General features: G+C 71.0%; 22 protein-coding genes. 6 read left to right on the forward strand and 16 right to left on the reverse strand.

What is annotated here, in order from left to right:
- Positions 1-88: 88 nt before the first annotated feature.
- From ACFQ8C_RS24850 to ACFQ8C_RS24890, 9 genes are all read right to left on the reverse strand, one after another.
- Positions 89-481, reverse strand: a complete 393-nt coding sequence (locus tag ACFQ8C_RS24850; RefSeq protein ID WP_383461446.1) for a transposase — start codon at positions 479-481, stop codon at positions 89-91.
- 90 nt (positions 482-571) lie between these two features.
- Positions 572-1,111 (reverse strand): hypothetical protein, encoded by a 540-nt coding sequence (locus ACFQ8C_RS24855; RefSeq protein ID WP_383461448.1) that lies wholly within the window; start codon positions 1,109-1,111, stop codon positions 572-574.
- A 69-nt stretch (positions 1,112-1,180) separates the two neighbouring features.
- Positions 1,181-2,440: a hypothetical protein gene (locus ACFQ8C_RS24860; protein ID WP_383461449.1), complete on the reverse strand. Its 1,260-nt coding sequence runs from the start codon at positions 2,438-2,440 to the stop codon at positions 1,181-1,183.
- A 94-nt stretch (positions 2,441-2,534) separates the two neighbouring features.
- Positions 2,535-2,789, reverse strand: a complete 255-nt coding sequence (locus ACFQ8C_RS24865) for a hypothetical protein (RefSeq protein WP_383461451.1) — start codon at positions 2,787-2,789, stop codon at positions 2,535-2,537.
- 446 nt (positions 2,790-3,235) lie between these two features.
- Positions 3,236-3,505: a hypothetical protein gene (locus ACFQ8C_RS24870; RefSeq protein WP_383461452.1), complete on the reverse strand. Its 270-nt coding sequence runs from the start codon at positions 3,503-3,505 to the stop codon at positions 3,236-3,238.
- Positions 3,506-3,570: 65 nt separating this feature from the next.
- The gene (locus tag ACFQ8C_RS24875) at positions 3,571-3,942 is read right to left on the reverse strand and encodes a DUF3846 domain-containing protein (RefSeq protein WP_383461453.1); all 372 of its coding nucleotides are present in this window, start codon (positions 3,940-3,942) and stop codon (positions 3,571-3,573) included.
- Between the two features lie 98 nt (positions 3,943-4,040).
- Positions 4,041-4,496, reverse strand: coding sequence for a hypothetical protein (locus ACFQ8C_RS24880; RefSeq protein ID WP_383461455.1), 456 nt, complete (start codon positions 4,494-4,496; stop codon positions 4,041-4,043).
- A gap of 54 nt (positions 4,497-4,550) precedes the next feature.
- Positions 4,551-5,216 (reverse strand): hypothetical protein, encoded by a 666-nt coding sequence (locus tag ACFQ8C_RS24885; protein WP_383461457.1) that lies wholly within the window; start codon positions 5,214-5,216, stop codon positions 4,551-4,553.
- A 104-nt stretch (positions 5,217-5,320) separates the two neighbouring features.
- Positions 5,321-5,968: a hypothetical protein gene (locus ACFQ8C_RS24890; protein ID WP_383461458.1), complete on the reverse strand. Its 648-nt coding sequence runs from the start codon at positions 5,966-5,968 to the stop codon at positions 5,321-5,323.
- 229 nt (positions 5,969-6,197) lie between these two features.
- Here ACFQ8C_RS24890 and ACFQ8C_RS24895 point away from each other — a divergent pair, with 229 nt between their 5' ends.
- Positions 6,198-7,691, forward strand: a complete 1,494-nt coding sequence (locus ACFQ8C_RS24895; protein WP_383461460.1) for a hypothetical protein — start codon at positions 6,198-6,200, stop codon at positions 7,689-7,691.
- Positions 7,692-7,967: 276 nt separating this feature from the next.
- Positions 7,968-8,396, forward strand: coding sequence for a hypothetical protein (locus ACFQ8C_RS24900; protein WP_383461462.1), 429 nt, complete (start codon positions 7,968-7,970; stop codon positions 8,394-8,396).
- A gap of 72 nt (positions 8,397-8,468) precedes the next feature.
- Here the strand turns inward: ACFQ8C_RS24900 and ACFQ8C_RS24905 are convergent, their stop codons facing one another.
- The gene (locus tag ACFQ8C_RS24905; RefSeq protein ID WP_383461464.1) at positions 8,469-9,923 is read right to left on the reverse strand and encodes a DNA cytosine methyltransferase; all 1,455 of its coding nucleotides are present in this window, start codon (positions 9,921-9,923) and stop codon (positions 8,469-8,471) included.
- Positions 9,924-10,231: 308 nt separating this feature from the next.
- On the opposite strand from ACFQ8C_RS24905, the gene ACFQ8C_RS24910 reads away from it, so the two are divergent.
- Positions 10,232-11,095: a hypothetical protein gene (locus ACFQ8C_RS24910; RefSeq protein ID WP_383461466.1), complete on the forward strand. Its 864-nt coding sequence runs from the start codon at positions 10,232-10,234 to the stop codon at positions 11,093-11,095.
- Positions 11,096-11,150: 55 nt separating this feature from the next.
- On the opposite strand, the gene ACFQ8C_RS24915 is transcribed toward ACFQ8C_RS24910, so the two are convergent.
- The 3 genes from ACFQ8C_RS24915 to ACFQ8C_RS24925 all read right to left on the reverse strand — a co-directional run bounded on the left by ACFQ8C_RS24915 (position 11,151) and on the right by ACFQ8C_RS24925 (position 14,137).
- Positions 11,151-12,392, reverse strand: coding sequence for a phosphoadenosine phosphosulfate reductase family protein (locus ACFQ8C_RS24915; protein WP_383461468.1), 1,242 nt, complete (start codon positions 12,390-12,392; stop codon positions 11,151-11,153).
- A gap of 70 nt (positions 12,393-12,462) precedes the next feature.
- A complete protein-coding gene (locus ACFQ8C_RS24920) occupies positions 12,463-12,864 on the reverse strand; it encodes a hypothetical protein (protein WP_383461469.1) in 402 nt (133 codons plus the stop codon).
- A gap of 112 nt (positions 12,865-12,976) precedes the next feature.
- Positions 12,977-14,137: a hypothetical protein gene (locus ACFQ8C_RS24925; RefSeq protein ID WP_383461470.1), complete on the reverse strand. Its 1,161-nt coding sequence runs from the start codon at positions 14,135-14,137 to the stop codon at positions 12,977-12,979.
- Between the two features lie 378 nt (positions 14,138-14,515).
- On the opposite strand from ACFQ8C_RS24925, the gene ACFQ8C_RS24930 reads away from it, so the two are divergent.
- Positions 14,516-15,691: a S8 family peptidase gene (locus ACFQ8C_RS24930; protein WP_383461472.1), complete on the forward strand. Its 1,176-nt coding sequence runs from the start codon at positions 14,516-14,518 to the stop codon at positions 15,689-15,691.
- Positions 15,692-15,925: 234 nt separating this feature from the next.
- On the opposite strand, the gene ACFQ8C_RS24935 is transcribed toward ACFQ8C_RS24930, so the two are convergent.
- From ACFQ8C_RS24935 to ACFQ8C_RS24945, 3 genes are all read right to left on the reverse strand, one after another.
- Positions 15,926-16,150: a hypothetical protein gene (locus ACFQ8C_RS24935; RefSeq protein WP_383461473.1), complete on the reverse strand. Its 225-nt coding sequence runs from the start codon at positions 16,148-16,150 to the stop codon at positions 15,926-15,928.
- Positions 16,151-16,390: 240 nt separating this feature from the next.
- A complete protein-coding gene (locus ACFQ8C_RS24940) occupies positions 16,391-16,924 on the reverse strand; it encodes a hypothetical protein (RefSeq protein WP_383461474.1) in 534 nt (177 codons plus the stop codon).
- A gap of 223 nt (positions 16,925-17,147) precedes the next feature.
- Positions 17,148-17,540 (reverse strand): WYL domain-containing protein, encoded by a 393-nt coding sequence (locus tag ACFQ8C_RS24945; RefSeq protein WP_383461476.1) that lies wholly within the window; start codon positions 17,538-17,540, stop codon positions 17,148-17,150.
- A gap of 546 nt (positions 17,541-18,086) precedes the next feature.
- On the opposite strand from ACFQ8C_RS24945, the gene ACFQ8C_RS24950 reads away from it, so the two are divergent.
- A complete protein-coding gene (locus ACFQ8C_RS24950) occupies positions 18,087-18,290 on the forward strand; it encodes a hypothetical protein (protein ID WP_383461478.1) in 204 nt (67 codons plus the stop codon).
- A gap of 629 nt (positions 18,291-18,919) precedes the next feature.
- On the forward strand, positions 18,920-19,393 hold the full coding sequence (locus ACFQ8C_RS24955; RefSeq protein WP_383461479.1) for a hypothetical protein: 474 nt from the start codon (positions 18,920-18,922) through the stop codon (positions 19,391-19,393).
- Positions 19,394-19,481: the final 88 nt, after the last annotated feature.

Below are 19,481 nucleotides of genomic sequence, written 5' to 3' on the forward strand. Positions count from 1 at the left end.
TTCGACAGAATGGGATAGGTAAATTATCCTGAACCGTCCGGCACTACCATAAGGTTTGTGCAGCGCCTATACGGCTTTCATGAAGGCGCTACTCAAGAAAATCGGCAACTGACCTGCCGCAGCGATGAAAAGAATCCCCGGGGTGGCACCCCGGGGATTCTTCCCGTCTTGGTGCCCCTTTTAACGCCCGGATTTGGGAGCCGTAGACCGCAGCCCGGGAGAAATACAGCAGGTTCGTCCTGCGGAGTTCGGCCAGAAGGGTCTCGTGGAGCCGGGACCAGACGCCGGCCTCGGTCCACTCGGCCAGGTGGCGCCAGCAGGTCATGCCCAAGTTGAAGCCGAGCTCTTGCGGCAGGTGTTCCCAGGCGATCCCGGTGTGGAGCACAAACAGAATGCCTTGGAACACCAGGCGGTCCGGATTCCGCTTTCGTTCGGGATAGCGAGTGCGACACTCAACCTTCAGCAACAGCGGTTTGATCACCGCTCACAGCCTGTCCGGAACAATCCAACTCCACGTACCCCGCCCCATGACGACCTCAACGACCGCCTCACCACATAATAGGACACGGTCTTAGTGGTTCCATCCCCACCATGTACGGATTTCCTTTACAGGGATTCCGTAGTTCTTCAGAACGATTTCCCCGAATGCGGATTCCGGGTTTTCCAGAAGAGCGAGGAGAGTGTTTGCCATGAGGCCCATGACGTCGGTTTCGCACTCGCCGAAGTTCAATTCTTCGGTGATCATTTCGGTGGCCGACTCGACGGCGGTCCGGATGTCTTCGCTGATGTGCCGGCGGGCCGGGGTGAGGCCGGCGCTGCGGGCGTCCAGGTAGTCCGTGAGGGCGTCCTGAAAGGCGCTCAGCGCCCGTGTGCGGGCGTGCCGGTCGGAGGCGGCCAGGTAGTCCTCCGTAGCCGTGTCCATGGCGCTGAGGGACGCTGCGGGGTCGGTGACGTACCCGAGGCGTCCGGCGGGGTCGACGGCCCATGCTTCCTGGCCGTCCAGGGAGATGTCCCGGCGGGTGATGCGGTGGGCGCACGCGTGGCACTGGAAGTCTGCGGCGGGGGTGAGGTGGTGGGTGCCCCCGCACTCCGTGCAGCGGATGAGGTTCATGTGGCTGTTCTCCTTTGCTCGGGGGTGCTGCCGGGGGCGCTGGTGGGGCGCCCCCGGCGGGAGGGGCGGTCAGAGGGCCCAGGTGCCCTCTGCGAGCCGGATGCCCATGAGGAGGTGCCGGTAGTGGTCACCGGTGATGTCGGGGCCGTCGGTGAACAGTGCCTTGTTGTGGCTGTCCGGCTTCTTGATGGTCTCGGGGATGTGAAGAGTGAGGGTGTCGCCGGAGAATGCGGCCAGGGTGTCGGCGAGGAAGTGGGGGTTGAACGAGAGGCCGCTCTGGTGCAGCACCGTGGGGTCGCCCTGCTCGGTGGTGTGGGTCAGGTGGATGCCGGTGAGGCGGGCGCGGTCCTGGTCCTCGGGGAGGACCGGTGCGAGCGTGAGGCGGCCGTCGCCGTCCCACAGGAAGCTGACCGGGCAGCTGCGGTCTCCCTTGGCCGTGGCGATGGATGCGCACTTCTTCAGGGCGGCGGTGGTCGCGGCACGCGGGAGGCTGACGCTGACGGCGGCCCGGGAGGGGAAGAAGGTGCGGTGGCCGGGGAGTCGGCCGTCGTAGGCGCGCTGGGAGATGGTGGTCTGGCCGGTGGTCAGGGTGACGCGACCGCCGTCGGGGCTGAATCCGATGGTGAGGGGGTCGGTGGTGGCTTTGAGGACCGGGATCAGGCGCTTGAGGACGTCGCCGGGGATGACGGCGGAGGCAGTGGTTTCCGTGTCGGCGGCGGGGAGAGGGGCGGCGGGGAGTTCGGCGACGGCGAAGCGGTAGCGGTCGGTGGCGGCGAGGGTCAGAGTCTGGCCAGTGAGGGTGAGCTCGATGCCGCACAGGAGGGGGAGGGTGTAGTCGCTGCCGCAGGCGGGGAGGGTGCGCTGGAGCTGGGTGAGGAACGTCCCGGCGTCGACGGTGGCCATCGCCGGTGCGGGGAGCGGCGGCCGTACGAACTCGGTGGGGTCGAAAGCGGTGATCGGGATGGTCATGCCGCCGCCGGTGAGGAGGTCACCGGTGAGGGTGATGGCCGTCTGTGCGGCAGTCGTCTTGGTTTCGCCCGCGACGATCGCGCCGAGGATCTTGACCAGCTGGGTGTGGGAGAGCAGGGAAGTGCCGCTGGTCTCGGGGGTGGAGCAGGAAACCGCGACGGAGACCGACGTCTCGAAGTCGAACGCGGTGAACGTGACCGTTTTGGAGCCGGTTTCGATGAGGACCCCGCTCTGGGACTCGACCGGGCTCGCGGAGGGAATCCCGAGTGCCACGGTCTTCAGCGCGGACATGATGTTCGCGTAAGTCCCGGAGAGTTCGGCGGAATTGGTGGGCGTCGGGATGATGGCGCTCTTGGTCATTCCATTTTCCTTTGCGGGTGTGGGTTGTCGGTGGCGGCGGGGTGCCACTCCCCGCCGCCGGGTGGGGCGCAGCTGTGGCTGCGCCCCGGGTGGGTCAGGCGTTGGCGGCCGATCGGGTGATCGAGCGGCGGCGGACGCAGCGCAGCGTGGTGGGGTCCGTGTTCTCGTCGAAGGGGTCGGTGAGGCGGTAGCGGACGTCGGTGGTGCCGAGGTGGTCCGCGCGGGCGCAGTCGAAGCAGGTGCACGGGTGGGCGATGTACAGCCCGTGGTGGGCGGGGATGCTGCCGTGGTAGAGGACGATGTCGCCGGGCTCGATGAGGTTGAGGGCGGCGAACAGGGTGTGGGACATGATGTCTCCTCGCGGCTGCGTATGAATTCGGTCTGTGGTCGACTGCCACCGCCGACCAGCAAGACAACTATATCACTCAACAGTCACTTCCGGGGGTTCTCGGCACTCCGCTCCGGGTGAATCTCCGGGCACCGCCTTCCGCGTGGCGGGGCGGCTCCATCGCCCGTTCCTGGCGCGCGACATGGCCGGCCACCCACGTCCCTCCCACGGAGCGCAGCGCAACGAGCACTCACTCGGCATCCCGCCCCCGCACACCCCTCCCGTGTGCAGCGCCTGGGCCTTCGCTTCTCCCTGCCGGCGCGCAGGACCCGGCCATGCCCGGCCGCGCAGAGCACAGCGGAACGCGGTGCCCGCGCCGGGACAGTGAGGGGGCTGTCTTGCTGTCCCGGTGGCCCGGCCCCGTCGGGGCCGGGTCACCGGTGGCGCGTGCCCGAGGGCGGCGGCGGTCAGGTGATCAGCTTGAACTCCGCCGCGTCGGCCGCCTGGGCGGTGAGGTCTCCGTGGAACGCGGCGACGACGTACGCGCCGTTGTCGCCGCCCCAGAGGGTCTCGGGGGTCTCTTCGTAGCCCTCTCCGGCACGGTGGGGGTAGGCCTCCAGTACCGCGTGGGCCGCGTTCGTCTTCGCTTCCTCGAAGTCCTCGCCTTCGGCGACGACGGCGAAGGAGCTGGCGAGGTCGGGGACGGAGTACCAGTCTCCGATGATGGTGAACTTCACGAGGGTTGCCTTTCGTCGGGTGCGGGCGGCCCCGGGGGTGGGTCCGGGGCCGGGAGCGGGGTGGGTCAGCCGCGCGGGGCGGGGATGGCTCGGGGGCGGTTGATGTAGCGGTCGACGAGGACAAGTGCCTGGGCCTCGGTGAGGCCGAGGAGCGTGCCGTCGCGCGTGGAGCCGGTGAAGACGGCCGTGCCGCAGACCGGGGTAGGGGTGGCCTGGTAGGCCTGGAGGAGCTGGCGCGCGGGGTCGTTGCCGGGGAGGCCGAGCGGGACAGCCAGCTCGTCGGTCCACATGATCAGCTGGGTCGTCAGGTCGAAGGAGCGGACCCGGTCGGTGTCCAGGGCGTCCTGCGGGCGCGTGTCGTGGCCCCAGTCGAGCAGGCTGAACTTGCCGTTGGGGTCGATCCGCAGGGCGTAGCCGTCCAGGGTGAGAGTGGGCATGGGTGTCCCCTTTTTCTGGGAGTGGTGCTTCGGTGCTGGTCGACTGCCACCGCCAACCAGCTAGACAACTATATCATTCACCACCAATTCTCGGGGTGTCATGACCCGCCGTTTCCCCTGTTCAGCGGCATGTGAAGGGCCCGCTGGCGCTGTGCCACCGGCCTCCACCACTCCCCTGACAGGCACCGCCGGCCCCGCGGGAATGCCTGGCCTGCGGCCGGCTCCTGGACGATGGCGCCGGACATCGCGAGGGGCGTGCCTGGCCGGCGGTTCGCTCCGGCCGTGCCGGGATGCGCCTGCGCCCCGGCGCGGCGGTGGGCCGTGCCGGGGCGCGAGGAGGGGTGGGTTGTGTGGTCAGGGGCGGGGCAGCTCTGTTGCGGCGTGCCCGGCTGGTGGGGGTCGAGGTCGACGAGCAGGTCACCGTCGTCCGTGTGGACGGTGAAGACGGTGGCCGAGGATCCGTGGTCGCGCTGGATCCCGAGCGCTGCTGCGGCGGCGAGGGCGGGGGTGTCGGCGTCGATGTCGATCGTCCAGGTCACGCTGTACTCCGGCATGCGGCAGCTGTCCTTCCCGGGCGCGCCCGGCGCCCGTGTCGGGTGGGCGGAGGTCTAGGCAGCGAGGGTCAGCGAGGCCTCGTCCAGGCTGCGCTCGTTGACCGAGAGCGTTGCGCCGAGCGGGTCGAGGTCGTCGAGCCAGAGCTCTTCGTTGTCCGCGAGGTAGGCGCGCAGCGCGCCCGGGTTGTGGGCGAGGTGGGCGGGGAGCTGGACCTCGGCGGTGAACTCGTAGGTGACTTCCTCGGTGACGGTCAGGTCGACGCTCACGGTCACTTCCCGCTCGCGGTCCTCCGGCTCGGGTGCGTCGGCGTTGACGACCAGGCACAGCAGGGACGGGGCGTCCCAGGCCGGGTCGTCCGGCTGCTGCGCGGAGTCGGGGAGGAAGCCGAACCGCACGCCGAGGGTGTCGAGGTCGCGCAGGAGCCGGAGCAGGACCTGCGGGTCGCGGGGGTCGAACTGGCCCCAGGCGGAGCGCAGTGCGGGGTCCGTGAGGTCGGGGAGCCGGTCGGGCGATTCCCCGAAGGAGTGCTGCTGGCCTCCGCTGGCGGTCCGCAGGCTGTCGAGGTGGAGCTCGCCGGAGTCCGGGCAGCGACTCAGGACCAGGTAGGCGGCGTGCGGGTACATGTGCGCGAGGGTGGCGGTGAGGGTACGGGTCAGACCACGCGCCTGGGCGCGGGCGGTTTCGAGTGCGCTGTGGCAGTCCTGCGGGGTCGTGTACATCGCTCCTCCTGGAGGGCGGTCGGGGGTCGGCTGTGAGCGCCGGGTATGGGTGGGGCCCCACCCCCGGCGGGAGGCCGGGGGCGGGGATGGTGCGGGTGGGTGGGTCAGGCGTCCAGGAGCTGGTTGCCGGTGCGCTGCCAGTACCCGGCGGGGGTGCGGTCCGCGCGGCACTCGTAGGCGCCGTAGGCGAGGAACGTCTTCTCGTCGTCGCAGACGAGGTAGCGGGCGTCCGGGATGAGCTCCAGCGTCTTGCTGTCGGGGGGCAGGTCGCGGAAGCACAGGGCGCGGTGGGGGCGGTTCATGGACCAGTAGACGTCGCCGCGTGCGAGGTCGGTGTAGCGGACGCTGACGGTGTCGCCGGGGCGGAGCTTGCACCAGAGGCGAACGCCGAGGTCGGCGCAGATCTCCTTCACCCGCTTGTAGAAGACCTCGAAGGGATCCGGGGCGATGCCGTAGGCACGGTCGCTCTCGCCGCTCGGGCCGGTGAAGTGGACGGGGCCCCGGATGTCGAGGTCGCCGAAGCCGTAGCGGGCGGCGAGGCGCTGCGCCACGAGGTTGGGCGCGCCCGGGTCCTCGGCGTGGTGGTGCATGTCCGTCTCGGCGTCGAGCGGGACGGTGGTGCAGGCGCCGGGGAACAGCTCGGCGAGCTCGCGGGCGGTGTGGGGGGCGCCGAACTCCCAGTTGACGAGGTGGTCGGGGTGGAGCGTGCCGAAGCAGCTGAACTCGTGGGGGTGGGTGAAGCCCAAGGGCATGAGGGCCTCCGAGGATGCAGAGTGGGTTTCCGGTGTGGTCGGCTGCCACCGCCGATCCACTAAACAACTATAACACTCAAGAATCACAAGCGGGGTCTGTCGCCCCTCCTTTTCCTGTTCAGAGTGTTTTGCTCTCACTCGACTTGCGCGCTCCAACTGAAGGAGACGGCCGACCGCATCTGGGAAAATTCGCCCTTGTTCGAGTCCTCCACAAAGGAGAATCGCGGGCATGGCCCGCTCGTTCTTCCGCTTCCCTGTCTCTGATTACGAGTACGTGCAGCGCGTGCGCCGGCACCCGCCCAGTTCCCTCCTGCCGCTGATCGCACGAACGAGTGCGCAGCGGCCGACCAAGCAGGAGTGGCTCACCGACCGTTCCGGGCTGTCCCGGCCTTGGGCGCTCGCGGACGCTGCCTGGATGTCGCTGGCACGCGGCAACGAGTACAGGCAGCAGGCAGCCTCTGAGGACGACCTCCGGGAGATCCTCGCCCAGCACCTGGCCCTGGACGATCCGATGCGGAGCCTGCCCGTCGGCGAGCGCCTTGAGGGGTTCATGCTCCGGGTCGCCGGCCAGCAGTTCACCTGGCAGGAGGACGACTTCTCCGAGCTCGCGCGAAGCGTCGCCATGCTCGCCCAGACCGCGCCCACCAAGCCCCTGGCGGTGCTCACCGACGGATGGGCGCAGGACCTCCTCGGCTGCCCGCTGGCCGACTACGCAGGGCTCGGAATGCTGCTGTACACCGCGGCAACCATGCGGGAGGGACGGTTCGATCTCGCCTGGCTGCCCGAGAACGAGCTCGCCTACTTCGAGACCCTGGCCAGCCGGTCGGCGATCCAGGCGGTGTTGGAGCGGCACTTCGCGACCGAAGCCGCGGAGGAGCGGGGGCGTTTCGAGGCCGGCCTGATGACCTCCGATCCCCGGCTGCGGCGCTACACCCCCAACCCGCTGCGGTCCCGTCCGCTGGTCCGAGGCTACGGATGCGACTACCTCATCCCGGTCACCTCCGCCGTGCTGGGCAAGGTCAGTCCCATGGGCCTGTTCTACACAGGTAACGAGCATTACAAAGGCAAGGACGATGAGACGTTCCTGGCGTTCACTCGGGACCTTGCCGAGCTGTTCGAGCAGTACGTCGGACGGCACCTTCGCCTCCTGCCCGGCGCCGAGGTGATCCCGGAGATCCGTTATGGCAAGGGCGGCGGGAAGAAGAGCGTCGACTGGATCGTGGTCCTGCCTGGCCTCGTGCTGCTGGTCGAGGTCAAGTCGGTCCGGCCTACCGCCGGCCTGCGGCTCGGTCCCCAGCAGGAGTTCGGCGACGAGCTGGTCACCAAGCTGGGCAAGGCCATCGAGAAGCAGATCCCCAACACGGCGAAGCTGATCCGTGATCGGGATCCGCAGTTCAGCCACATTCCCCACGACCGGCCGATGTTCGGCCTCGCGATCACCATGGAGCCGTATCACTTCGCCAATACCCCCGGGTTCCGGGAAACTCTTCCGGCCACGGACATCCCCACGCTGGTCGCCTCGGTCAGCGAACTGGAGGACGCCGTCGTCGCGACCGGTCCCAGCCTCGAACAGGCGCTGCTCGCCGAAATCGAACAGCCGATGAACGAGGGCTGGTCCCTGCGGTCCATCGCCGACGGGCGGCCCGTCATCAACACGATCCTGGAGGAGGCATGGGCGATCTGCCCCTGGGCCAAGTTGGGCAACCCCGAGGCAGGCGCGTAGGCGGTCCTGCCGAGGCCCGAATGTGGACAGCAGCAGGGCCGTCAGGGTGACGGGCTATCGTCACCCTGACGGCAGGAAGGTGTTCAGCTGCCGGGCGGGATGGCCTGGCGGTCTGGTTCCACGCTCCAGGTCAGCTCCGGGAACAGACGCAGGACCTGGCGCTCGGCCCAGGGCCGGACGGCGCCCCACGACCAATTCAGGCGCCGGGGGCATGTCGGCGCCCGGGGGAGCCGTTCGCTGCTCGCCGTCTAACCTCCCCTCTTGAGGGGTGGGATTATGGAAAAGTCGATCTTGGTCGAATCCATCAGGTACTCCGCGGCGTGCCAGGGATGCGGCGCCGAGGCGGAGTGGTGCGGTGTTCAGGCACTGGTGGGCGAGGCACTGCGGTGGGACGTCGAGTCGACCTGTCCGGCCTGCGGATTGGACCTGGCCGTGTGCGACGGCGACCTGCCGGAGGAGCTGCGCGGCCGGCTGCTCTCCGAGTACGGCCAGGCGAGGTTGCGGGTAGCCCCGCCGACGAGGAACGCCGCCGTCATGCGGGTGCTGCGGACGGAACTCGGCATCGGCCTGGAGGACATCCGGGCCGTGATGGAGCAAGTCTTGGCCGGGCTGTACTCGGGAACCCTGCCCGAGATGGAGCTCCTGGCGCGGAAGCTGCGGGCATCAGGCATCCTGGCGACCGCTTCGCGGACGCCAGGGAGCTGAGGTCGCACGCCGGCACTCAGGGCCCAGGGCTCCAGGGCCCTGTCCGGCGGCAGAGGTCCGGCTCCGGCCGGGCTACGCGGCCAGCGCCAGCAGGTCTGCCGGTGTGCGCCGCGGGCGGTGCTGCGGCGTCTCGACCGGCGTGGGGGCGCTGGCGCCGGCGTAGACCCTGGCGAGGTAGTTCTCGACGAGCTGGCGCCAGGGGCGGCCGGTGAGGGCGCCCAGGATGACCGCGCCGACCGGCGGGCAGACCACGTCCCCGATTCGCTGGAACGCCGAGGTCCGCGAGATCTCCCGTCCGAGCTGCGGGGTCTGGGCGCGCCAGGGGTAGGCGGGGTGGAATCCGACGAGCTGTCCGGCCTCGGCCTCGGTCAGGCGCAGGCCGTCGGATTCGCGGAACCAGGTGCGGGCCTTGCCGGTCAGGCACCAGCCGGGCCGGTCGGCGGAGAAGGTGTTGCCGCCCTTGGGGCGTCCGTTGGCGTCCAGGCCGCGCACGCCCCGGGTATTGACCCGCTCGCCCTCGTCCCATCCGAGGGCGGCGGCGAGGGTCTGTTCGGCGAAGGGCGCCGCGGGCCGGACGGATCCGGGGATGCGGCCGTAGCGGACCGCCATGAGGAAGACGCGGTGGCGGTGGGTGGCGACGCCGTAGTCGGCGGCGTCGAGTTCGACCCACTGCTGCTGGGACCAGCCGGCGAGGGCCAGTTCGGAGCTGACCGCTTCCCGGACCTCGGCGGGCAGGTTCGCGGACTGCTCCATCGCGGCCCAGCGCAGGGTCTCGCCGTGGAGCTGGAGGCCGAGCGCCCAGATCAGGACCTCGGCGATGAGCCCGGCCCCGGGGTCGGGCATGGCGGCCGCCATGGCGCGGATCTCGGCCCACGTCGTGCCGGAGCGCTCGCGGCGGCCGTGTCCGGCGGCCTTGCCCACGGCGCGCAGCATGGTGGTGAGGATCGTCAGGGACCGGGCGGTGAGGCCGGCGCGTTTTCCCGCGGTGGACCAGGCGGGGCAGGGCGGGGAAATGATCAGGCCGACGGTCCAGCGCAGTGCGGGGTGCTCGGGGTCGAGCAGGGTGATGTCGGTGACGATGCGGCGGTGTCCGGCCCGCTCGGCGATGACGCAGGCGTCGTTGGAGAGGTCCAGGCTGACGGCGTCGTAGCGGGCACCGAGCGCGCGCAGGCCTTCGTCCCAGCCGCCGGGGCCGGCGCAGACGCCGACGACGCGCTCAAGGTCGCCCTCGCGGGGGCGCAGGAGCCAGCGGCCCGGCCAGGGGGCGGCGAGCTCGTCGAGCTCAGCCAGGACATCCGCGGGGATCTCGGCGCCGAGGTCGAGCGCGAGGTCGGCCAGGCACACCGGGCAGGTGCGCTCCTCCAGCCAGTCGACGCAGGTGACGTAGCTGTGCCAGTGAGCGGCCCCGCAGCGGGCGGTGGTGTCGCTGTGGTCGGGCAGGAGGTGGACCAGGCCCTCGGCGTCGGCGCCGAAGGCGGTCACGCGGATGGGTTCGGCGATGCGCTGGGCGGTCTGAGCGTCCGTCATGAGGTGTCTCCCGTCTCCGGCCGGCCGTCGTGAGGCCGGTTGGTGCGGTGTTTTCGGTGCCGGGCGGGCGCCACTCCCACCTTACGATAAAACAATACCTCAAAAGCATCACTTCGACTAGGAGGCACCTTCCCCCGGTAGTTCACTGGAGGCCACGAGACCCGAGACCGCCGGCGGCTTTACTCCAGCGGCGGCCTGGACAACAAGGTCGGCACCGGCGGAGAGTTCTGATGCCGGAAGCGGGGTTCTTGGTGGGGAGTTCGCGGCCATGGCCCGCACAGTGCAGACGACGGTCAAGGGGGCGGGGTATGGCAGGACGGTCGATCAGAGCGCCGCGGTGGTGGCTGGAGACGCCGAACCCGATCCGGTGGGTGCTGAAGGTGTGCCTTCCCCTGGGCATCCTCGCGATCGCGCTGGGGATCTACGGCGACGGACACGGATGGTGGGACGATCGCAGCTTCCTCACCAATCTGGCGTCCAGCTTCGCGAGCCTGCTCTTCGGAGTTCCTCTCGCTCTCGTGGGACTTTCGCATCTCGGCTCACTGCAGGCCGAGGCAGCGAACCGGATGACTGCCGAGAGGCGAGGCAGGGAGGCGGCCCGCGACTTCCAGCGCGTCGTCCTCACGGGCTTCAACAGGGCGCCACGCCACCAAGCACTGGAGGACATTTCCGCGTTCCAGCGCGTCAACCATCGCCTCCGCCAGTTGACCCAGGGGTGGGCAGAGGACCGATCTCCCGAGCGCGCCAGGGAGATGCTGCTGACCCTCGATGCGAGGACGGATGCCTTTCACGTGGCCTTCAGGTACCCGGAGATCCACCGGTGGACGTCGGCGATCAGCCATTCCTGGCACCGGATCGACAAGGAGGTGCGCCCCTTCCTTGAGAACGCCGAAGTCTGGCGGGTGTCCCCCACCCAGCACGCTGAGCTCAGGCGTGCCGCACGGCTGCTGGACGGCATCGAGGGCAAGCATCTCGCGCTGCAACACGATCCGACGCGTGACCCTTTCAGACGTTATGCGGACCCAAGGGCTGGGGAAGCCGTGCCTCGACCGTCGGATGCCGATAGCAAAGTCGAACAACTCCGCCAGAGCGCGGAGGCCGTTCACGATCTGTGCCTGGCTCTGGGGGCGATCCGAGAGTGGATGCTCACACAGGAAAGCATCGGGCGCTGAACCAGTACGCCAGGGGGCGGGGCCAGAGCTCCCCGCCCCCGTGCCGCCGCGGCGGTCAGGCGGCCGCGTCGAGGCGGCGGAGGTAGTCGGCCGCGGCCCGCTCGCCGACGTGGCGCCGCAGCACGTCCCCGCGCGCCCAGAGCAGCGCCCCCTCCTCGGCCTCGGCACGGGCGGCCTCGGCAACGACCTCGGCGAGGCTGAACTGCTGCTTGAAGCGGTGGCCGATGCGCTCCTCCAGGGCGGTGTACCGGGCGGGCAGGTCCAGGCCCAGGGCCCAGCACAGGCGTACGGCGCGCACCAGGACGTCGCGGCCGGCCAGGACGCAGAAGACGCAGGACAGGCGCGGGAGGAGAGCGTCGTAGACGGGGTGGTACTCCAGGCCGGCATCCGCGATCCGGTGCCAGACGTCGGCCTCGGTGAGGTCGAGGATCGGGTGCCAGGTCAGGACCATGCGGCGGCCGGTGCTCGCGCGCAGGTCGAGGGCGAGCGGCATCTTGCGGGTCCGGGCGGGGGATTCAGCGGCCCGGATGCCGAGGGCGGAGAGGATCAGCGCCTGCTCACCCAGGCCCAGAGCGTTGGCGATCTGCGTGAACAGCGGGGCGATCCTGTCCCGCTTGAGCGACGCTGTACACAGCCGGCGGGCTGCGTCCGGCCACAGGCCGCGCTTCTCGACCAGGCCGAGCAGGCCGCCCTCGGCCTTGACCACGAGGAACCTGACGCCCCACCGCTCGGCCTGGCGCTGCGCGAGCTCGCGGACGCCCGGCCACTCGGACTCCTCCCCCAGGTCGGCGTGGACCATGACCACCTTGTCCAGGCAGCCGGTCTCGGCGGCCAGGGCGACCACGCGGTCCGCACAGACCACCGAGTCCTTGCCTCCGCTCGTCGACACGACGATGGCGTCCGCGGCCAGGACGAGGTCGCGGGGCGCCTCGGCGAGTTCGCCGAGGATGCCGGCCGTGACGTCGGACCGGCGCCGGCCGCCGGTGCCGCGGCCGCGGGCGTGCGGGGCATAGAGAGTCCCGAGCGCACTGTTGGCCGCGCGGGCCGCGGTGAACGTCCGGCACACCTTGGCCCGGGCGGCCCGCTCGCGGCGGGCGAGGTCCTCGTAGGCGGCCTGACCGGCCGCCAGGTCGTCGGCGGACAGCTGGTGGGATGCGTCGCCGGCGATGCGGGGGCGGGCGTGGGCGGCGGCCGTGGCGGCGCGGACGTGGGCGCGGTGGGCGGCGGCGTGGGCGGTGTCGGCCTGGTGGGCGCGGCGGATGCTTTCCAGCAGCTGGCGGCGGGTGCGCATGTCCATGGTTCTCCTTGGGGTGCGGGTGGTGGTTTCGGTGCCGGGCGGCTGCCACTGCCGCCCGGCCAGGGGTGGATCAGCTGAAGGTGCAAAACCGCTTCGGGACAGGCGGGAGAGTGCCGAAGCGGCGGGCGAGCCGGTCGGTGAGCTCTCGGGCGCACCGGGCGGCGTCGGTCGCGGCGTCGAGGCCGGCGGGCCCGGAGTCGACGAGGGTGGTGAGGTAGTCGCCGGTGGCGTCGTGCAGGTGGGCGGACCAGGGTTCGCGGTGCTGGGAGGCGGGCCGGTCGGCTCGTTCGCCGGCGTACATCAGGACGTGCGGGACGCCGTAGGCGACGTCCTCGTCGTCCGGGGCGCCGGGGTGGGCGGCCATGATCAGGAAGGACATTCCTCCCTCGCTGCCGGGGAAGGCGTGGCGGCCGTGGGCGGCCAGTTCGGCGCGCAGCAGGTCGCCTTCGGTGGGTTCGTCGTGGTGGGGCATCTCTCTCCTTCGGGCAGTGCGCGGCCGCCGGTACGTCCCGGGGCGGGCCAGGAAGTCCCGGCGGCCGGGGTGTGGGGGCGTCCGGCCTGGAGGGGCTCGGGCGCCTGGGTGGTCAGCGGGTGGTCTTGGGGTCCTGGGTGGCGGGCAGGGGCTCCCATTCCAGGGCGCGGGCGGTCTTGCGGGAGCGGCCGTCGATGGCGACGGTGACGCCGTCCCGGTACGAGCGGGCGCCGGTCATCGGGACGCCTGCCGCTTCGACGGTGCCGGTCTGGCCGGTGGTCACGTGCCGGACCCGCTCGCCGGTGGTGCGCTCCAGCTCGGCCTCCCGCAGGCGGCGCGCGCCCAGGCGGTGTCCGGCCCTCTGGACCAGGCGGCCGGCCCGGGTGGCGCAGGCGGCCTCGATGGCGGCGGCGTGGTCGGGGGCCTCGACCCGCAGGAAGGAGCGGTGCTCGGGCAGGCCGGAGTGGGTGATGGTCCACGTGTCGGTGGGGGCGCCCCGGTCCTGCTCGGCGACGACGCGTTCGGCGGCGGTCTCCAGCGTCGGTACGTGCCAGACGGACAGGACATCGTCTCCGCCCGCCTCGACGAGCCAGCCGGCGGTGCGCTCGAACAGCTCCTTCGCGACCGACAGCCGGGCCCGGGGCGAGCGGCCGGCGGCGCCGGTGGCCGGCTTGCCGTTCTCGGCCCAGCCGACGGCCAGGCGGCCGCTGTCGCCGTTCGGGCGGACCCAGTACCCGGCCACCTCGCCGAGGTCGCCGGGACCGGTGACGTCGGCGAGCGGCTGGCCGGCCAGTGCGGCCAGCGCCGCGGCGGCCAGCGGGTGTCCGGCGTCCGCGGGCGCCACGCCCGTACCGGCCGCCGGGGCCGTGCCAGCCGCCGGATCGGCGGGCGGCGGAACGTAGGCGGCCGTCCAGGAGCCCGCGCCGTACTCGGTGAGGCGGACGAGCCCCGCGGCGTGCAGGTGGCGGACGGCGGTGAGGTTGTGCCGGTACCCGGAGCGGATCGCGCCTTCACGCCTGGCGACGGCGTACACCCGCCGCTGCGGCCCGGTCAGCGCGCCCTCGGCGCGCTGACGGTTCTCCCGGGCGTTGAGGTACCCGGCGCGTCCGGCGGCGCCGTTCTCGGTCCGCCAGCCGCCCGAGACGACCAGGCCCGAGTCGTTGACGACGACGAAGCCTCCGCCCGGGGCCGGGCGCACCGAGTAGAGCGTGAGCGGGGCGCGCCCGGTGGCCGGGGCCGGCTGCGTCTGGGCAGGGGTGTGCTGGTGGGTCATGGGTGTTCTCCCTGGTGTGGTGTTCCGGTGCCGGGCGGCTGCCACCACCACCCAACAAGATAACTATATCTATAGTGAATCACGCACGCAACTTCGCCGCTTCCCGGGCGCGCCTCGGTGCCGGCGTCCTGTCGCCGCGCAGGTGGTGTCCGGTCCGCCGGCCGTGCGCTCCCCGGTGTGGGGGAAGACCGTAAGGGTGGTGTGGGTGAGGGCGGCGGTCGCCGCGCGGCCTTGACCCGCACCAGGTGATTCGTTTCCTCGCTTCGAGGCAGTCGGAGGTGGGGGAATCGGCCGGGTGGGGGCGGCGGCGCTTCAAGTCCTTGCCGGGTGGCACTGATGGGAGGGCATGTCCACCCCATCAGTCAGGAAGCTCCTTTGATGCGCCTGCTCGTACGCCTGGCCACCGCCGCCCTCCTCACCGTCACCCCGGTGGCGGCCGGCACGGCCTCCGCTCACACCACCGATCCGACCCCGGCGCCGCTGAACACCGCGGCCGACCCCATTCCCGGCCAGTACATCGTGACGCTGGACAAGGGGACCAGAGCGGACAGCATCGCCCAGACGCTGGGGCTGAAGCCGACCTTCTCCTACAGCACGGTCCTGAACGGCTTCGCGACACCGCTCACCAAGGTCCAGCTGGAGGCCGTCCGAAAGAGCCCCGGAGTGAAGTCGGTGACGGAGGACGCGCTGGTGTCGGCTCCGCCCACCCCCGCGAATTCCCTGCGAGCGCCCGCCAACTCCTGGGGTCTGGACCGTATCGACCAGCGGCTTCTGCCACTGGACAACGACTTCATCAGCGCCGGGAACGGCCAGGGCGTGACAGCGTACATCATCGACACCGGCATCGACTTCACCCACCCGGAGTTCGGGGGCCGTGCGCGGCCCGGTTTCGACGCGATCGGGGACGGCCGCAACGGGTCGGACTGCAACGGCCACGGCACGCACGTCGCGGGCACTGTGGGCGGGACCACCTTCGGCGTGGCGCGCAAGGTGAACCTGGTCAGCGTCCGTGTCCTTGGCTGCGACTCCAGGGGGTCCTGGTCCGGGATCCTCGCGGGCTTCGAGTGGGTGGCCCGCAACGCCCAGCAGCCCGCCGTCCTGAACGCCTCCCTCGGCGGGGACAGAGTGCAGGCGGTGAACGATGCCGCGACCGCGGTCTCCGACAACGGGGTGCTCCCGGTGATCGCAGCGGGCAACTCCAACATCGACGCCTGCAAGGTCTCGCCCGCCTCGGCCGCCCGCGTGGTAACGGTCGGCGCCACCAACCGCTTCGACCAGGAGACCGACTTCTCCAACTGGGGCGAGTGCCTCGACATCTACGCACCAGGCCAGAACATCGTCTCCGCGAAGCTCGGCGGCGGCAGCACGGAGCTGAACGGCACGTCCATGGCAGCCCCGCACGTCACCGGCGTGGCGGCCCTCTACAAGGCCGAGCACCCCAGCGCCAAGCCCGCAGAGGTACAGGACTTCCTGGCCCGCCACTCCACGAAGAACACGCTCCAGAGCCTCAGTGGCAACAGCCCGAACCAGCTGCTGTTCACCAACGGCCTCTGACCTGACCGGCCCAACGCGCCGGTATTCCGGCGGCCGCCCTGCCGGATCACCCCCTCCGGCAGGGCGGCCTTCCCTGGCATGACGGGCACGGACAGCCAGGTGCCACGCGCAACGGCCACCCCTGCGGCGGGACCCGGCCAGCTCCGGGGCGGGCAGCCCGCTCGCCCCTCGGGCTGAAGCAGAAGGCCGGGTGGCATACGCACCACCCGGCCAGGCCCGCGACGGATCCGGCCGCTACGCGGGCGCGGCGCCCGCCTCGCCGGGTACGGCCGCTCGGTAGCTCGCGGGGTAGCGGGCGCTGTGCCAGTTGTCGGCGTGGAGTCGCCTGGCCTCGGTGTTGTCGTGGATTTCCGTGCCGCATCGGCACAGGATCCTGGGGTCCCATGTCGCGAGGCCGCGACCGATCCCCTCGTCCGCGCTGGTGCCGAGTCGGGACGTACCGGGGGTGGGGGTGTTCATGAAGTGCCTCCGGACCGGGAGAGCAACGCGTCCCCCTTCGGGGTGGGATGTTCTCGGTATGCGGCTGCCACTGCCGCCGTGGGACTCAATCCGTCCCCAGCAGAAAACAATACTCTTAATTAATCATGTACGTAACTTTGCCGCACCCCGGCACCTGACCCGGCGCCAGACCGGCCGTCACAGCCGGCCGCCGCCTACGGTTTTCCCGTCGCCGTCCCGGCCGGGCGGCGACGGGGCGGGTCAGTGGGGGTCGGCCGCCGTGGCGGGCGCACCGGGGACGGGAATGCCTCCCATCAGGCGGCGCGCGGCATGCGGCCCGTCGGCGCTGGTGCCGGGCGCGCAGCGTTCGTTCGGGTGGATCTCGGCGCGCAGGATCCTCCCGGAGCGGGCGCCGACATCCATCCAGCCCCACACACCGTCAGGGACCGGCGCGGTCAGGACCACGCGGTGGCGCCGGATGGAGGGGTACCAGACGGGAATCAGGCCGCGCTGCGTGGCCAGCTCCACCACCGACCGCGTGAAGGCGTTCAGGCCGGGCGGCGCGGCGGGCGTGCCGATGTGCAGGACCTCTCCGTTCATGGTGAGCATGGCGCCGCCCGGGAGGATCGCCTTGACCTCGGCGAGGTGGCGGTACGGGAGGTGCCCGTGGGCGGGGCAGCGGCCGCACAGCAGGAGTTCGGCGCGGTCGCCGTCGGCGGACACGAGCCGGGCGGCGGGATCCGCGCACACGGGACAGGGGGCGGGGCGCCATTCGTACAGGTCGGTTGCGGGCATGGGTTCTCCGGGTTCGAAGGAGGGTGGACCGCTCCGGCGGGTCGCGGGGGGCGGTGCGGCAGGCGTGCCCTGTGACAGGTGGGCGTGTTCGGGAGCGCCGGATGGGGCCGGGCGGTGGGGGCCTGCCCGGCGGGCCGTGTCCGGTGCGGTGACGCCTGGCGGGTGGGTGGGGGCCAGGGAGGCCGGTGGGCGGGCCCGCCCCGGGCGGGGCGGGCCCGCTCGTCTACGCGGCGAGCGTCAGCCCGGGCTCCGGGTAGTCGCGCTCCAGCTCCAGCTCGACCAGCTCCTGGGCGGTGCGGGCGAGGTGCGCGAGGGGGATCTCCTCCTTCTCCGCCGGGACGGGGAGCGTGAAGCGGATGCGGTGGACGGTGTAGGCCTTGATCTGCTCCACGCAGAAGGTCCGCATCTCGCCCCGGGTGCGGCACATCGCGCGGACGATGATGTCGCCCTTGCTGGTGGTCAGCACGTTGTGGATCTCGATGGTGCGCACGGTCTCCTCGCCCTTGCCGTCGACGTAGGTGATGGTGGTGGCCCGCTGGCCGTCCATGGCGCGGATCAGGTCGGCCAGGGTGCGGGTGGAGGTCTGACCTGCGGTGATCTTGATGGAGTTCGACATCGGGTTCTCCCTGGGAGCAGTGCGTTTCGGGGGTGTTGACGAGGTGCCACTCCCCGCCAACAAGAAAACTATATCACGCACACATCACTTCAGGGAAGCGGCCGCTCCCTTCTTCTCGCGACCCGCCATGTCGCGTCGCCGGACAATCGGCCCGCAGGGGTGGAGCGAACGCCCGACCCCCGTAGGGGCGGCGGGGATCCGCCGACCGCATCGGATATTCCGGGACCGGTGCGCGCCACGGACGGGCGCGGACCCCGGAAGCGGCAATGGCCGCGCGCGAGGGCTTCACGCCTGGCCGAGGGCGGCGGCGCTTCCGCCAGCGCCGCCCGCCGCAGCATCCAAGTCCCGAACGCCCGGCAACAGCGGGCGCGCCACAGGAGCACCCCGGCCATCGCGCGCCTACGCAAGGGGCGCTCCCCACGCCAGGGGCAAGCCCCACTTGACCCGAGTGATTCTTAGTGAATATTGTTGTCTCAGCCGATCGGCGGTGGCAGCCGGTCGGCAACCGAGAACACGCACCACGGCAAATCCACAGAGGAGCCCGAGATGGCCCGCACCTTTCACGACCGCCCCGCTCGCATGCAGTACGAGGAGCGGCCCTGGCTGGCCCCCTTCCTGAAGGACGGCAGCAGGACCTGGCCGCAGAGGACGGCACACAAGCAGGACCGCGCGGCGGTCCGGCTGGCCCTGCGGACCGGCGCCGAGCCGCCGCTCCCCCAGCGCCGCCGAATCGACTGGGACCAGCACTGAGTCACCTCGACACGAGGCGGCCCCGCCCGACAGGCGGGGCCGCCTCGGCATGTCCGGACATCGACGCGGTGCCATCAGGCCGCGCAACAGCGGAACGCCGACGACTGCGGTGCGAGTGCCCCGACGGCCGGCGAGGCATCGGACCGCGAAGGGCTGCGCCGCGGGATGGGCCGCCGGCCCGCGGGGCGCTGCGGCCCAGGGATAGACAGCCTCCTCTTCGTCCGGCTCACGGAGAAGAGGTGTCGGCGACAGAAAAGGCTGACCCACTGGCACTGACCTGCGGCTACGGGCAGCTCCTCAGATCAGGCACGCAACCGGTGGTGCAACCGGTGGCGCAACCAGCTGTGCAACTGGTGGCGCAACCGGTGGTGCAACTGGTGGTGCAACCTCTACTGACCGCACCCGGTTCATGGCGAGCGCCGTGCCGAGCGGGAGGACCGCCTGGACCTCGGCAACGCGGCAGCAGGGAGGGAACCCGTGGTGACGCCCGGGGCCGGCTATGACAGCCGTCTCGTGCCGCACCCGGAGGCAGGGGCAGGATTGCGGACGTGACCCACAAGGGATATAGTTGTCTCACTGGTCGGCGGTGGCAGTCGGCCTCCTACCCGAACACACACCAGGGAAGAGACATGACCCGATCGTCCATCCCGCCCGGCTCCGTCCGCACTCGCGTGACCATCACCGGCACCGAGAACTACGAGGCCGTCGTCGACCCGTCCGACCGCTGGAACGGCTTCGTCTCCCCGTACTTCACCCTCGACACCGTCCGCCAGCTGTCCGCCGACACCCTCGCCATGGCCGAGGCAGGCGGCTACGACTACGCCGACACCGTTCACGTCATCGACGGCGGAAGCGAGGCCGACGGCACGCCCCGCGCGATCGTCCTCCACATCAGCTGGACCTTCCTCGCCGACGAGGGACCGGCACAGGTCGCCTCCATCATCAGTCCGCGCGAGGAGGACGGCCTCTACTGCATCGGCGGCTGGGAGTGGACCTGGTCCATCTCCACCTGGGGCTGCGCGTGCGGCAACTGCTGGGACCACCACAAGGACACCTGCCCGGACTGCGGCGACAAGCGCACCACCAACGAGCCGACGCCCTGACGCCCGGTCTCATCAACACCCGCACCAACCACCCAGTGACGTCGCCGACGGCACAAGCAGCAAGGGGGAGGCGGCACGGCCAGCGCCG

The organism is Streptomyces sp. NPDC056503, assembly GCF_042794995.1.
GTDB lineage: Bacteria > Actinomycetota > Actinomycetes > Streptomycetales > Streptomycetaceae > Streptomyces.

What these genes read in the sequence shown, in the direction of transcription:
- ACFQ8C_RS24935 (WP_383461473.1), bottom strand. Translation starts at nt 16,150, where the DNA reads ATGAACACCCCCACCCCCGGTACGTCCCGACTCGGCACCAGCGCGGAC.
- ACFQ8C_RS24900 (WP_383461462.1), top strand. Translation starts at nt 7,968, where the DNA reads ATGGAAAAGTCGATCTTGGTCGAATCCATCAGGTACTCCGCGGCGTGC.
- ACFQ8C_RS24895 (WP_383461460.1), top strand. Translation starts at nt 6,198, where the DNA reads ATGGCCCGCTCGTTCTTCCGCTTCCCTGTCTCTGATTACGAGTACGTG.
- ACFQ8C_RS24950 (WP_383461478.1), top strand. Translation starts at nt 18,087, where the DNA reads ATGGCCCGCACCTTTCACGACCGCCCCGCTCGCATGCAGTACGAGGAG.
- ACFQ8C_RS24875 (WP_383461453.1), bottom strand. Translation starts at nt 3,942, where the DNA reads ATGCCCACTCTCACCCTGGACGGCTACGCCCTGCGGATCGACCCCAAC.
- ACFQ8C_RS24940 (WP_383461474.1), bottom strand. Translation starts at nt 16,924, where the DNA reads ATGCCCGCAACCGACCTGTACGAATGGCGCCCCGCCCCCTGTCCCGTG.
- ACFQ8C_RS24930 (WP_383461472.1), top strand. Translation starts at nt 14,516, where the DNA reads ATGCGCCTGCTCGTACGCCTGGCCACCGCCGCCCTCCTCACCGTCACC.
- ACFQ8C_RS24880 (WP_383461455.1), bottom strand. Translation starts at nt 4,496, where the DNA reads ATGCCGGAGTACAGCGTGACCTGGACGATCGACATCGACGCCGACACC.
- ACFQ8C_RS24955 (WP_383461479.1), top strand. Translation starts at nt 18,920, where the DNA reads ATGACCCGATCGTCCATCCCGCCCGGCTCCGTCCGCACTCGCGTGACC.
- ACFQ8C_RS24915 (WP_383461468.1), bottom strand. Translation starts at nt 12,392, where the DNA reads ATGGACATGCGCACCCGCCGCCAGCTGCTGGAAAGCATCCGCCGCGCC.
- ACFQ8C_RS24925 (WP_383461470.1), bottom strand. Translation starts at nt 14,137, where the DNA reads ATGACCCACCAGCACACCCCTGCCCAGACGCAGCCGGCCCCGGCCACC.
- ACFQ8C_RS24865 (WP_383461451.1), bottom strand. Translation starts at nt 2,789, where the DNA reads ATGTCCCACACCCTGTTCGCCGCCCTCAACCTCATCGAGCCCGGCGAC.
- ACFQ8C_RS24910 (WP_383461466.1), top strand. Translation starts at nt 10,232, where the DNA reads ATGGCAGGACGGTCGATCAGAGCGCCGCGGTGGTGGCTGGAGACGCCG.
- ACFQ8C_RS24890 (WP_383461458.1), bottom strand. Translation starts at nt 5,968, where the DNA reads ATGCCCTTGGGCTTCACCCACCCCCACGAGTTCAGCTGCTTCGGCACG.
- ACFQ8C_RS24905 (WP_383461464.1), bottom strand. Translation starts at nt 9,923, where the DNA reads ATGACGGACGCTCAGACCGCCCAGCGCATCGCCGAACCCATCCGCGTG.
- ACFQ8C_RS24920 (WP_383461469.1), bottom strand. Translation starts at nt 12,864, where the DNA reads ATGCCCCACCACGACGAACCCACCGAAGGCGACCTGCTGCGCGCCGAA.
- ACFQ8C_RS24860 (WP_383461449.1), bottom strand. Translation starts at nt 2,440, where the DNA reads ATGACCAAGAGCGCCATCATCCCGACGCCCACCAATTCCGCCGAACTC.
- ACFQ8C_RS24945 (WP_383461476.1), bottom strand. Translation starts at nt 17,540, where the DNA reads ATGTCGAACTCCATCAAGATCACCGCAGGTCAGACCTCCACCCGCACC.
- ACFQ8C_RS24855 (WP_383461448.1), bottom strand. Translation starts at nt 1,111, where the DNA reads ATGAACCTCATCCGCTGCACGGAGTGCGGGGGCACCCACCACCTCACC.
- ACFQ8C_RS24885 (WP_383461457.1), bottom strand. Translation starts at nt 5,216, where the DNA reads ATGTACACGACCCCGCAGGACTGCCACAGCGCACTCGAAACCGCCCGC.